Consider the following 13,134-nt stretch of genomic DNA (forward strand, 5'->3'; position numbering starts at 1 on the left):
TGGCGAAAGCAACGGGCGCGGAGGTGCCGTGATGTCTCGCCGACCCGCACACATTCTCTCGATGCTCGCCGAGCTCCTGCGGCGATTCTGGTGGGCCACGGTCTCCGGATTCTCCGTCATCGGCGGCACCATGTACGGCGGCGCGCCGGTCGCCGCAGCGTGGCAGCGCTATGTCGATCCGCGTTACGACCCGCCTGCCGAACCCGACTCCGAGCCTGGTTCCGAGCGTCTCCAGCCCACCGAGCGCGCCTGCCCGGTCGCTGACGACGTCATCCGGCGTGAAGCAGCCCGAGGCGTCGCGGAGTTGGAGTCGTTCCTCGCCGCTTACCGCGACATCCCCCGCGGCGATCGCCCCTGACCGGTCAGCGGACGGCGGTCGGGCGGTCGCCGCGCGGGGTCAGCGCAACCGGTACAGCACCTCGCCTGCGTCGGGCACCACCAACGTGTCCGGGTCAGCGGCCATCGCCTCGATGTCCACGGCGGTCGGGTCGAGGTGATGGAGGTTCACCGACCGGACGGTGTCAGCGGGAATGCCTGTGGCCAGGGTAACCGTGACCCGTCCCTGCTCGCCATGGACGTCGTCGTAGCTCCCGGCACCGAACAAGTGCGTCGAATGGGCCAGCACGCCCCACGGGACATGCTTGAACTTCTCCCATTGCCGGACGAAGTAGTCGCGGCAGTGGTACCCCACGTCGTAGATCTCCGGGTGCATCCGTGAGACCTCGCGGACGTGCGGCGCGTAGAGGATCACCTGCCCGCCGTCGGCGACCACCGGATCGAGTTTGTAGAAGCCCTTGGCAGCGGTCCAGATGTCGTCGTACTTCGTGGGCATGATCGACACCACCCGGCGGACCGGCCGGTCGAGGTAGCGCACGTGGGCGTGCGCGGACACGTCGGCCGCAGCCGCCCAGGCCGCAGGTGGGTCGCCGAAGGACATGGCGTGCAGACCCGGGCCGTTGGACTCGGCCACGACGCACAGCGCGAGCGTCCGGTTCGGGATGAGTGCGGCGGCTTCGTCGATCAGCGACCGCACCGGTGTGGTGCCGCGGGTCCCGATGATCGCCGTGCTCGTGATGAGCGCGCCGAGCCAATGGGACAGGTCGATGACCTCCGGTCCGGACACCCCGGGGAAGAAGTACTTGTTCCCGCCGGAGAACCCGACCACCTCGTGCGGGAAGACCGGGCCGACGACGATGGCGACGTCGTGCTCGACGACGGCCCGGTTCACCCGCACCTCCACCCCCTCGTGCAGCAACCCGCCGGACAGGTCGGCGACCCGCGCAGCGTCGATGGCGCCGAGCGACGTGAACGTCTGCGGGTCCCACCACTCGTGGTTGACCACGCGCAGTCCCGGGTAGGTGGCCTCCAGCCCGTGCTCGGCGTAACCGAGGTGCGCGGCGAGCTCTGCCTCGCTCATCGCGGCATGCGTACCGAGGGCGACGACGACGGTCATGCCGGCGGCCCGCTCTCGTAGTGCGGCGTGGATCGCTGCGAGCAGCAAGGGCAAGGGACAGCTGCGGGTGGCATCGGGCACCACCAGGCACACGCTGCGCCCGTCGAGGTCCGCGTGCGCCAGCGAGTCGTGGATGAATCGCCGCACGTCCTGCTCGTCCAACAGGTCCGCGGCGCTACCGATATGGTGGCCATCCGTCACCGCTGCCGCCTCCCGTGCCTGTGGTGGGCCTGACCATCAGGGCATGCTGACCATCCCACCCTGAGCTTCACGACGATCCACCCCCTAGTCTCTTCACGACCCATCCAACCCCCAGACGACCACGAGCGCAACCGGTTGCATAAGCCGGGCCGCCCGACCACGATGGAGCTCATGGCTGACACCTTGTCCCGGCCCGAACACGCCCGGGCGGCCGCCGCCGTCCGCATCGCGCACCTCGGTGTGGGCAACTTCTTCCGCGCCCACCAGGCGTGGTACACCGATCGCGCGCCGGACGCCGCCGACTGGGGCATCGCCGCATTCACCGGACGACGCCCGGCTCTGGCCGCCGCGCTCGGCCCGCAGCAAGGTCTGTACACGTTGGTCACCCGGGGGCCGACCACCGACCAGTTCGACGTGATCGCCAGCGTCTCAGCCGTCCACGCAGCCACCGAGCACGACGCGTGGTTGACCTACCTGCGCTCCCCGGAGCTGGCGATCGTCACGCTCACCGTCACTGAGGCCGGCTATCGGTGCAGGTCGGACGCTTCGCTGGACACCACCGACGACGCCGTGCGCGCCGACGTTGAGGCGCTGCGGGCCGACCTCACCGCACCGGTCGCCACCGCTCCCGCCCGCGTACTGGCCGGATTGGTGGCGCGGGCCCGGGCCGGGCACGGACCGATCGCCGTCGTGCCGTGTGACAACCTTCCCGACAACGGCGCCGTGGTCGCCGGCGCGGTGCGCGCGATGGCGGAACTGGTCGACCCGAGCCTGCTCGACGACCTGGACCGGACAGCGAGCTTCGTCACCACGATGGTCGACCGCATCACCCCCGAGACCACCGACGACGACCGCGCCACCGTCCGGAACGAAACCGGCATCGACGACGCCGCGCCCGTGGTCACCGAACCGTTCAGCGAGTGGGTCATCAGCGGGTCCTTCCCCGCCGGCCGGCCCCGATGGGAGCAGGCCGGCGCCACCATCGTCGACGACGTCGCACCGTTCGAGCAGCGCAAGCTCCGGCTGCTCAACGGCGGGCATTCCCTCCTGGCGTATGCGGCCAGCATCCGCGGACACGTCACCGTGGCCGACGCCGTCGCCGACCCGGTCTGCCGGGGTTGGCTCGACCAGTGGTGGGACGAAGCCGCCGCCGGGCTCAGCCTCCCCGCGGCCGACATCGCCGCCTACCGCGACGCGCTGCTGGAGCGATTCGCCAATCCGCGTATCCGGCATCCGCTCGCCCAGATCGCCGCAGACGGCTCTGCCAAGCTGCCGGTACGGATCCTGCCCACCCTGCGTGAGCAGCGTGGCGCCGGCACGGTTCCGCCCGGGGCCGTTCGCGTGCTTGCCGCGTGGATCTGCCACCTGCGGGGGCACGGCGCACCGGTCAACGACGCCGACGGTGAGCGCGCCCGGGCCGCGGCGAGCGGGCCGGTCGCCGACGCCGTCGCCGCGGTGCTCACCATGCTGGATCCCGCGCTCGGCGCGGACGACGCCCTCGCGGCCGCCGTCGCTACCCGAATCGAGGACCTGACACGGTGATCGTCATAGGGTGGACCGCAGGAGCGTCGACGGCTTGTGCAGCCGGCAGCCCGACGACGCAGCAACCTTCGGCGTTGCACTCGCCGTGGTCGCAGGTGGCGGGCTATCTTGGCGATCTCCCCCGGGAGCCAAGGTGGCACGACGAGCGCGCAGGAGTCGGCACATGAACCGGGCGACCATCTACTCGATCGCACAAGAACTCGGCGTCTCGGCGTCCACGGTCTCTCGGGCCTTCTCGCGTCCGGACCTGGTCCGAGACTCGGTGCGTGAACAAATCGTCGCGACCGCGCAGCGGCTCGGCTATCAGCCGAACCGATTCGCCCGTGGCCTCGCCACCGGCCGGACCGGCCTCATCGGGTTGCTCGTCCCCGACATCACGAACCCGTTCTTCCCGCCGGTCGTGCGCGCCATCGAGCAGGCTGCGGCAGGTCGTGACACTGACGTTCTGCTCGCCGACGCCGGTGTCGACGGCATGGCCGAGCCGGCCCTGATCGAACGCTTGCGCGCGCAAGTCGACGGGCTCCTCATCGCCTCACCGCGCACGTCCAGCGCCGCGCTGAAGGAGGCGATCGCGGGCACACCGGCCGTCGTGATCAATCGCGCCCTGCAGGGGCTGCCGAGCGTCGTGGTGGACAACACCGCCGCGCTCCAGCAAGCTGCGCAGTACATGGCCGACTCTGGGCATCGCAAGATCGCGCTGTTGTGCGGTCCGGCGTCGTCGTGGGCCGCCTCGCGCCGCGCGAAGGCGGTGCGCCGGTGGGCCGAGGACTCCGATGCCGAGTTGGTCGAGCTCGGTCCGTTCGAGGCGCAGTTCGACGACGGCCGCACTGCGGCAGCCGACATCATCGCCTCCGGAGCCACCGGCGTCCTGGCGTTCGACGACCTCATGGCCTGCGGCGTCCTGGCCGGCCTGGCCGACCACGGGCGCAAGGTACCCGACGACATCAGCGTGGTGGGCTGTGACGATGTCCTGCTGGCGCGCACAGTCACGCCGGCGCTCAGCACGGTCACCGCGCCGATCGACGAACTCGGCCGGCATGCGGTGCAGGCGCTCGCCCAGGTGGTGGCCGGCGAGCCAGTCGAGAACGTCAAGCTCGAAGGTTCACTCACCTTGCGCGGGACGACGACGCCGGCCGGCTGACGCAGGGCTGCGACTAGCCGAGCAGAGCGCTGCGTAGGGACATCAGGGCACTGACCGCCAATCCCACGAGGACGACGACGCGGAAGGCCGCAGGTGCCATCCGGTGGAAGAGCCGATCTCCGGCCGCCCACCCGAGCGGGACACCGGCACAACCGCCGACGGCGACGGCAGCGGCCAGCGAGCTGATGTGCCCCAGCACGGCGAAGCCGACGACTCCCAAAGCGGCCTGCACGCAGAAGACGGCCTGAAGCGTCGCGCGGAAACACCGCGGCGACATGCCGCTGCCGTGCAGGACCAGCACCAACGGAGGCCCGTTCATACTGGTCGACGTCAGCAGCGCACCGCTGGCGACCCCGGCGACCCGTTGGGTCGGCACCCCGGTAGGCAGCCGCACCTTGCACGCCAACGCTGCGACCAGCACCAATACGACGATCCCGATCAGGAGGGTCAGTGATCGCTCCGGCAACACGACGATGACGGCCAACCCCACCGGCATGCCGGCAATAGCGGTCAGCGACAGTCGCCGCGCCACCGCCGCCTCGGTGTGCGCACGTTCACGCCACCACGCCATGCCGGTGATGGCGGTCATGACCATCACCGTGCCGACGACAGCCGCTTCGGTCTCGACGGTGAAAGACAGCAGCGGAACCGCCGCCAGCGCCAGCCCGAAACCGCTCACCGCTTGGGCGGTCCCGGCGAGGACGAAGATCGCCGCAGAGATCGCCGCGGACGCGAACAGCGGCTCCATCAACCCACACCGGCCCGCCTGATCAGAGCCAGCGATCGGCGAACGAGAGCCACTGCATCCAGTCCCAGGGCATCATGTCGTGTCCCCCGCGGCGAACGTGGTGGGCCAGTGGCGCATCACTCCACCATCGCACGGTGTCCGGTTCCGGAAACTCCAGGTCCGCCGGCCCTGTGTGGGCGCCCCAGACAGCGGCGGCCGTCCGGAGCGCCGCGAACTCCCCCTGCGGGTCGGCGTTCGCGTCGTCACTGGCGCTGGCGACGTACACCGGGCGCGGCGCGATCGCGGCGATCAGTTGGTGTTGATCCACCGGAAGCGGCTGGCCGGCCAGCACCGTCTCGGTGAACCTCGGCGCGAACCAGTACGGCCGGATCCGGGCCAGCACCTCAGGCGTCTCGCCGACCGGCCGGGACAGGGCGGCGCCCATACATCCGGAGTTGTTGCTGATCGCGGCAGCGAAACGCGGATCCTGCGCCGCGGCCCACAGCGCCGCCTTGCCCAGGCGCGAGTGCCCGAGGACAGCCACTCGTCCGGCATCGACCGCAGGCGCCATCCCCGCTTCCAGGGCATCGAGAATCCGAGAGAGCAGCCACGACCAGATCGCGATGCCGCCCCAGGCACGAGGATCCCGCGTGTCCGCTGTGGTCGAGGAGAACAGCGGGTGGATCCCGTGCCGGAAGACGTCGACGCTGTCCGGGCCGCACTGCAGGTAGCACGAGGTGATGGCTGCGTACCCCCGGCTCGTCACCAGCTCCGCGGGCCACCGGTGGGCCTCGATGCCCCGGGGTACCGGCAGGGTCACCGGTTCCCGCAGGCCGGTGTAGTGGATGGCCCCGAGTCGTTCGGGGGGCTCGTGCTGGAGGTCGAGGACGTCGCCGTCGGCGGTACACGCGTGGTTGCCGCGGAAATTCAGCGCCAGGAAGGCGGGGACCGCTGTGGCCCCGCGGGGCAGATCGATCATCACCACACACCGATGCGTGCCGAGTTCGGTGCTGATGCTCAACACCCACTGCTGGCGGACCATCTGGGTGGCCGTCACATGCTCTGCGGCGAGTTCCCAGGCCAGCTCCCAGCCGTCCACGGGGGCGCAGCCATAGACGTCTTCGCGGAAATGCGCCAGCACGTCTTCGCGCGACGCAGCTGGGTTCGCTTCGGCCAGCGGGGTCGCCGGATCCATGTCAACCTCCTTGGGCTGAGACATCTTTGACCGGCTCTGTCGAGCAGGCTACATTAGATACATGCAACCGGTTGCAGATGATGCCGAGCCAGGGGGACGAATGAGCGAGTGGAGTCAGCGAGAGCTGTCCGGTGGCATGACGGTGGCAGCCACACCCGAACAGGCCGGGGCCGCGGCAGCCGACGTCGCCGCCGCAGTGATCGCGAAGGCCATCGCCGAGCGCGGCAGCGCCCGGGTCATCCTGGCGAGCGCACCTTCCCAAGAGGACATGCTGGCCGCGCTGGGCCGTGATCCCCGGATCGACTGGACCAAGGTCCGGTCGTTCCACATGGACGAATACCTCGGCCTCGCTCCCGACCACCCGCAAGCCTTCGGCCAATGGCTCGTGGACCGGCTGCCCGCCGACGCCCTGCCCGGCTTCGAGCGCATCGTCTCCACGAACGACCCACGCGCGGAAGCCGAGCGGTATGCGACGCTGCTCCAGCAAGCGCCGATCGACCTGACCTGCCTGGGTTTCGGCGTGAACGGGCACATCGCCTTCAACGAGCCCGACGACGCCAGGTTCGACGACGACGTGCTCGTCCGTCAGGTGGAACTCACGCCGACCTCCCGGGTGCAGCAGGTCGACGACGCACAGTTCCCCAGCCTCGACGACGTGCCGACTCATGCCCTCACGCTGACGGTTCCAGCCCTGGTCAGCTCCGCGGCGATGGTGGCCACCGTGCTGGGTGAACGCAAGGCGCCGGCGCTCGCCATGGCCCTGACCGATCCGGTGTCACCGCGGTGCCCCGCCACGATCTTGCGGACGCACCCGAACGCCTCGTTGCACGTGGACGTCGCAGCCGCTTCGATGCTGCCGGGGGCTGCCGCGCCGGAGCGGCCCTGATCATCGACCGAAGGGAATGCCGTGCCGAACACGGACGCCGTCGAGCTCCCTGGCCTGATCGATCTCCAGGTCAACGGGTACGCGGGGCTGGACGTCAACGCCGCTGACGTCGACGCCGACACCATCGCCGCGTTGACCCGTGCGCAATGGTCCCAGGGCGTCACGACGTTTCTCCCGACGGTGACCACCGCTTCCGAAGAGCAGATCATCCGCGCCCTCCAGGCGGTCGTCGCAGCTCGGCGGAGGGACCCGATGGTCGCGCACACGATCGCCGGCGTGCACGTCGAAGGGCCGGCGCTCAACGCCGACGACGGCCCGCGCGGCGCCCACGACGTCCGGTATGTGCGCGCTCCGGACCTCGCCGAGCTGGACCGCTGGCAGGAGGCCGGCGACGGCCTGGTGCGCATCGTCACCATCGCCCCGGAACGTGCCGGGGCGATGGAATTCATCAGCGGCGCGGCCGAGCGCGGCGTGCTCACCTCGATCGGCCACTGTGCGCCCACACCGGACCAGGTCCACGAGGCGGCTCGCACCGGGGCCACCTTGAGCACGCATCTGGGCAACGGCACCTACGGCGTCCTGCCACGGCATCCGAACCACATCTGGGCCCAGCTCGCCGACGACACGTTGACCGCGATGTTCATCGCCGACGGACACCACCTGCCGGCGGACACGCTGACCGCGATGATCCGGGCGAAATCTCCGGAGCGCAGTGTGCTCACGTCCGACTCGGCCGCGCTGGCCGGACAAGCACCGGGCGCGTACACCACCCCGGTCGGTGGACAGGTCACCGTCGGCGCGGATGGCCGCCTGACGCTCAGCGGTACCGAACTCCTCGCCGGCTCCGGGCGCTCACTGCTGGCCTGTCTCGACTGGGCCTGGGCGCACCTGCCGTTCGACTCCGACGTCACACTGGCGATGGCGACGACGAACCCAGCCCGCGTCCTCGGTCAGGAAGAGCGCGTGCACGACGGCGGCGACGTCGTCACCGTCGCTCGGGAGCACGGCACCAGCCGAGTGACGTCGACGCGAATCCGAGGCGACGTGGTCTACACCGGCGACGCGGCTTGACCCGGCACGGGTGGCGCGTCGGATGGCGTGTCGATCAGCGCGGCGCCACCGGTCGCCCGGTGCGTGCGGAGGTGTAGGCGGCTTCGATGAACGCCACGGCCGCACGCGCTTGTGCCGACGTCACCAGCGGCGCGGTGCCTTGCTGCACAGCGGTGACGAAGTCGGTCAACTGGCCCAATTGCTGATCGGCTGGTTCGAACGCCGGAAGCTCACGGCCGTCGCTCGCGACGAAGTGGGTGAACTTCTCCGCCAGCGTGACCGCCGTGCCACCGTCACCCATGATCGCCACCCGCAGCGGCAGGTCACCGAAGGCGGTGGTCGTGGCCAGGAACGTGAGCAGTGCACCGCTGCGAAGCCGGGCGGTGATGGTGATGGTGTCCTCGACCTCGATGCGTTCGTGCGCCAGCAGCCCGCTGTGGGCGTACACCTCCTCCACGTCGCCGAGCAGCCAGAGCGCCAGATCGACCAGGTGCACGCCTTGATTCATCAGCGCGCCGCCGCCGTCCAGTGCCCAGGTCCCGCGCCACGCGCCGGAGTCGTAGTACTCCTGGCTGCGCCAGAGGGCGATCTCGATGTTCGCCGTCGTGATCCGGCCCAGTCCGCCGGAGGCGATGGTGTGGTGCAGAAACTGGTTCTCTGGCGCGAATCGGCGCTGGCTGACCACACTGAGCACTTTGCCCGAGCGCTTCTCGGCGTCGATGATGCGATCGGCGGCGTCCACGGTCACCTCGAGCGGCTTCTCGAGCAAGACGTGCTTGCCCGCCTCCAGCGCCGCTACCGCAGCATCAGCATGCAGCCCGGACGGCACGGCCAGCACGACCGCGTCGACGTCGTCGCGCCCGAGCAACTGGTCCACCGACGGTTCCACGTCGACACCGAACTCGGCGCCGACGGCTTGGCCGGCTTCGAGCGAGGTGTCCGCGACAGCGACCAGATCGGCCGGTGAGTCGGGGGAGAGGAGACGCTGAACGTGGAGCCGTCCGATGACACCGACACCGACCACACCGAACCGCAGCCGCGAGGACGTACTCATGACGCGTCCGTCCCGTCCTCGAGCGCCTCGACGATGGCGGCGAGGACGACGACCGGGCTGAGCAGTTCCTCCCGGCCGGCAGGTGAACTCCCCGCCTCGATCGCCGCGACGAAGCGGTCCAGTGCCGGTGCGTTGTAGTCGGCGTCGAGGACGAGCTCGCGGGCGACGACGCCGCTGGTTCCGGTGGCAGTGGCGTGGAACGGCACCCGATGTCCGTCGCCGGGGGTGACGAAGGTGAGGATGACGTCGACGTCGGCGATGCGCACGTGGGCGATGGTGGTGTCGTCGTTGCGGGTCACGGTGGGCGTGACGGACCCCGGATCGACGACGGGGTTGCCCAGGATCTCCAGCGCCGCTTCGACGTGGTGGATGCCGTAGAAGAACAGCCCGGAGTACTCACTGCTGGGATCGGCCGGGCCGACGATGTTCAACTGGCGCAGCTGTCCGCGGTCGGCGGCGTCGATCAGCTCGGCGACCTGGGGCACGAAACGCAGCGCCGAGCACGACAAGACGACGGTGGACGTCTTCTCTGCAGCGTCGACGATCGCGCGGGCGTCGTCGACGGTGGTCGCCAACGGCTTGTCCACGAGCAGCGGGATGCCGGCAGCCAGCAACGGCTCGGCCTGTTCCCGGTGCCGGGCGCCGTCTCTAGTGGAGATGATCGCCGCGTCCACCAGCGGAATCAGGTCTTCCGGCCGGTCGACGACGTGCTCGATGCCGCCGTTGTCGCGCAGTTGTTGGTTCCGCTCGTTGAGACCACCGGCGAGCGCGACGGCGTCGTATCCAGGATGCCGTCGCTCGGTGTTGAGGAAGCGGACGAAGTGGTCGGTGTGGGAGTTTTCAGTTCCGACGAAGCCGATGCGTGTCACGACCGGTTGGCTCCAATCGCGTCGGGACGGGGGATCATCAGCATGCCGTGCAATCGGTTGCAGGTCAACCCTCGGCGCGTGGGAAGTGATGTGAAGCACGATCGCTGGCGGCCGCAAAGGCCTCCGGGACCCGGTTGTGAAGATCGTCGTGATTGAAAATGCCGCTATAGTCCGCCCTCCGCCGCACGACGATCTTCACGACCACCCCCACGCGGCCCTCCGCCGCACGACGATCTTCACGACCAGCAGATCGGCACCACAACCTGCAACCGACTGCACGGCCATCGGCGGGCGTCGCTTACCATCGGGTGCGAATTCGTGTGCGCTTTTACAGCCGATTCAGGAGTGGAATGCCGACACCGCTGAGCATCTACGTCGCGATCAGGCCGGATGAATACCAGCTGCTCTACGACGAACCCACCCAGCAGGCGCTGGCGGAACTGGGCACGCTCACCTTCGCCACGGGCGGGGAAGCCACGGTGGAGGTCCCCGCGAACGTGGCTCATGATTTCGACGTACTCATCACCTCGTGGAGCACACGACCGTTCGATCCCAGCGCGCTCGCCGGTCCGCGGCTGAAGCTCGCGGTGCACACTGCGGCATCGGTCCGGGCGCTGTACCCGGCCGAGACTCTCGGCGCAGGCTACCGGCTCGCGCAGGGTGGTGCCGAGGCGATGGCCGAGGCGGTGGCCGAGATGTCGGTGACCATGACCCTGGCGTTGTTGCGCAACATCGTGGTGCACGATCGGCGCTTCCAGGCTTCGCGCGACTGGCACGCCGGCGGCAACGGCCTGCTCGGCGAGAGCGTCCGGGCGCAGCGGGTCGGGCTCGTCTCGCTCAGCCGCGTGGGCCGCCACTACGCGCAGATGATGCGGGGCTTGGGCGTCACCGGCATGCGTGCGTTCGACCCGTACGTGAGCGCCGAGGACGCCGCGACGCTCGACGTGCAGCTGTGCGACCTGGATGAGCTGTGCGCGACCAGCGACGTGCTCTCGATTCACGCGCCGGTCACCCGAGAGACCGAAGGCATGATCGGCGCGGAGCAACTGGCCTTGTTGCGCGACGGCGCCGTCGTCGTCAACACCGCCCGCTCCCGGGTCACCGACCAGGACGCGTTGCTCGCCGAAGTGAAGTCCGGTCGGCTGCGGGCCGGCCTTGACGTCTTCGACGAGGAGCCGCTGCCGGCGGACAGCGAGTTCTTCGGGCTCGACAACGTGCTGTTGACCCCGCACATCGCCGGCGGCACCGTGCAGTCGCGGTTCGCCCAAGGCCGCACGGTTCTCGACGAGATCACGCGGTTCTTCTCCAGCGGCGAGCTGCGCTTCGAGGTCACGGCGGACAACTACCACCGGCTCGGCTGAGACATTGCCCCGTATCGCCCTGCTACCCCCGGACGAGCGCCCGAACACCGGTGGGTACGCGGCCACGATCGGCCGCTGTGCGGGCGTCGACGTCCTCACCCCGCCGGCCGAGGCCATGCCGAAATTCCGGGCGCCGGCCAACACGGCGGCGCTGGCCGACTGGCTGGCCACCGTGTCGGCCGAGGTCGATCACGTCGTCGTCTCTCTCGACCTGCTCGCGCACGGCGGGCTGGTTCCCTCGCGGAACACCGTTGACCCGATCGGCGAGGTCATACCCAGGCTCGACGTTCTTCGTGAGCTCGACGCCCCGGTGACAGCGTTCGGCGTCGTCACCCGATTGCCGACGTACGACGATCCGGGCCGGTCCCGCCAGGAACCGGAGTACTGGGCCAGCCACGGCGAACGGCTGGGCACGCTGTCGACAGTGTGGGACGAGCATCAACTGGGTGAAGTCGACGACGACGCCGTCGCGGCCGCACGGGCGTGCGTGCCGGCCGGCTACGTCCGCGACCTGATCCGCCGGCGGGTCCGCAACCATGTCGTGAACCTGGCAGCACTCGAGATGGCCGCCGACGGGGTGTTCGAGACCCTGGTGATCACCTCCGACGACACCGCTCCGCGGGGCTTGCCCGCCGGGGAGCGGCGCAGCCTCGCGGCATGGATCGACCGGCTCGGGGTGGAGGTGCTGACCTATCCCGGCGCCGACGAGGTCCCGAGCGTGCTCATCGCCCGTACCGCTCTCGAGGCGGCCGGGATCGTGCCGACGATCGCGGTGATCTGCCCGGACGGCGACGGGATGGATCGCGTGGCGCCGTACGAAGACCGCCCGGTGCGGGTCGGCCTGGCCAACCAGATCCGCGCATTGGGCGCCGCCGAGGTGCGCGACCCGGGCGAGGCGGACCTGGTCGTGGTCGTGCATCCCCCGGCGGCGGTGCCCGGTGACTGGGTGATGAACCCGCCCGATCCAGACCGGCGTTCTCGGCCAGGACCCGTCGTCGACGCCGCGCGCGAGTTGCTCGATGCCGGTCACCGGGTCGCGCTCGCTGACGTCCACTACGCCAACGGCAGCGACGTGGAGCTTCTCGATGCTCTGGACGCGGCCGGCGTGCTCGCCCGCCTGACCGCGTACGGCGGATGGAACACCGCAGGCAACACGATCGGCACCACGCTGGCGGCCGGGATCACCCCGGTGCTGTCGACGGACGAATCCGCTGAGGCACATCGGCGGCGGTTCCTGGCCCGCAAGATCGTCGAGGACGGCCACTACCTGCCCGTCGTTCGGCGCGCGATCCAGGACGAGGCGTTCGCGCGCGGACTCGCCGATCCTCCGCTCGAGGAGCTCCCGGCGCTGTGCGAACGGATCACCACCGAACTGCGGGCCTGGGCCGGCGGTGTGAACGCGCTGGCCGGCTTGACGATCACCGACGCGAGGCTGCCATGGACCGACACCTTCACCGTCGACTTCGACATCGACCTGGAGTGAACGTGACGGACCACCTGCGCCTGACTCACCACACCGATGGCATCCTCGTGGGGAATCAACGTCATCGGGAGGTTGAATGACGAGCGCACCGACTGTCGCCGTGATCGGCGTCGGGAGCATCGCCCAGGTGCATCTGCCGGCCTGGCAGGAACTGGGCGCACGCCTGCGAGTG

At 69.8% G+C, this 13,134-nt stretch carries 12 protein-coding genes; 7 read left to right on the plus strand and 5 right to left on the minus strand.

The features are described from left to right. The coding region (locus tag M6444_RS05640; protein ID WP_298323968.1) for a hypothetical protein at positions 1 to 358 on the plus strand (358 nt) is incomplete at its 5' end. Between the two features lie 39 nt (positions 359 to 397). Here M6444_RS05640 and M6444_RS05645 read toward each other — a convergent pair. After that, positions 398 to 1,654, minus strand: coding sequence for a lactate racemase domain-containing protein (locus M6444_RS05645; protein ID WP_298323970.1), 1,257 nt, complete (start codon positions 1,652 to 1,654; stop codon positions 398 to 400). Between the two features lie 171 nt (positions 1,655 to 1,825). Between M6444_RS05645 and M6444_RS05650 the strand changes: the two genes are divergently transcribed. Both M6444_RS05650 and M6444_RS05655 read left to right on the plus strand, forming a co-directional pair. Then, positions 1,826 to 3,196: a mannitol dehydrogenase family protein gene (locus M6444_RS05650; RefSeq protein ID WP_298323971.1), complete on the plus strand. Its 1,371-nt coding sequence runs from the start codon at positions 1,826 to 1,828 to the stop codon at positions 3,194 to 3,196. Between the two features lie 163 nt (positions 3,197 to 3,359). Then, positions 3,360 to 4,337, plus strand: a complete 978-nt coding sequence (locus tag M6444_RS05655) for a LacI family DNA-binding transcriptional regulator (RefSeq protein ID WP_298323972.1) — start codon at positions 3,360 to 3,362, stop codon at positions 4,335 to 4,337. Between the two features lie 13 nt (positions 4,338 to 4,350). Here M6444_RS05655 and M6444_RS05660 read toward each other — a convergent pair whose 3' ends face one another. Together M6444_RS05660 and M6444_RS05665 are read right to left on the minus strand one after the other, a co-directional pair. After that, a complete protein-coding gene (locus tag M6444_RS05660) occupies positions 4,351 to 5,085 on the minus strand; it encodes a sulfite exporter TauE/SafE family protein (RefSeq protein WP_298323976.1) in 735 nt (244 codons plus the stop codon). Positions 5,086 to 5,107: 22 nt separating this feature from the next. Next, a complete protein-coding gene (locus M6444_RS05665) occupies positions 5,108 to 6,259 on the minus strand; it encodes a hypothetical protein (RefSeq protein WP_298323978.1) in 1,152 nt (383 codons plus the stop codon). A 100-nt stretch (positions 6,260 to 6,359) separates the two neighbouring features. Between M6444_RS05665 and M6444_RS05670 the strand changes: the two genes are divergently transcribed. After that, positions 6,360 to 7,145, plus strand: a complete 786-nt coding sequence (locus M6444_RS05670; RefSeq protein WP_298323981.1) for a 6-phosphogluconolactonase — start codon at positions 6,360 to 6,362, stop codon at positions 7,143 to 7,145. 21 nt (positions 7,146 to 7,166) lie between these two features. Further along, a complete protein-coding gene (locus M6444_RS05675; RefSeq protein ID WP_298323983.1) occupies positions 7,167 to 8,216 on the plus strand; it encodes an amidohydrolase family protein in 1,050 nt (349 codons plus the stop codon). Positions 8,217 to 8,250: 34 nt separating this feature from the next. Here the strand turns inward: M6444_RS05675 and M6444_RS05680 are convergent, their stop codons facing one another. Then, a complete protein-coding gene (locus tag M6444_RS05680) occupies positions 8,251 to 9,249 on the minus strand; it encodes a Gfo/Idh/MocA family oxidoreductase (protein ID WP_298323986.1) in 999 nt (332 codons plus the stop codon). Further along, the gene (locus M6444_RS05685; protein WP_298323989.1) at positions 9,246 to 10,118 is read right to left on the minus strand and encodes a Gfo/Idh/MocA family oxidoreductase; all 873 of its coding nucleotides are present in this window, start codon (positions 10,116 to 10,118) and stop codon (positions 9,246 to 9,248) included. The genes M6444_RS05680 and M6444_RS05685 overlap by 4 nt, the downstream gene beginning before the upstream one ends. Positions 10,119 to 10,468: 350 nt before the next feature. On the opposite strand from M6444_RS05685, the gene M6444_RS05690 reads away from it, so the two are divergent. Beyond that, entirely contained in the window at positions 10,469 to 11,479 is a 1,011-nt protein-coding gene (locus M6444_RS05690) for a hydroxyacid dehydrogenase (RefSeq protein ID WP_298323991.1), read from the plus strand. A gap of 4 nt (positions 11,480 to 11,483) precedes the next feature. After that, positions 11,484 to 12,962, plus strand: a complete 1,479-nt coding sequence (locus tag M6444_RS05695; RefSeq protein WP_298323994.1) for a DUF4127 family protein — start codon at positions 11,484 to 11,486, stop codon at positions 12,960 to 12,962. Positions 12,963 to 13,134 lie beyond the last annotated feature (172 nt).

The organism is Haloactinopolyspora sp. (assembly GCF_027324685.1).
Taxonomy (GTDB): domain Bacteria; phylum Actinomycetota; class Actinomycetes; order Jiangellales; family Jiangellaceae; genus Haloactinopolyspora.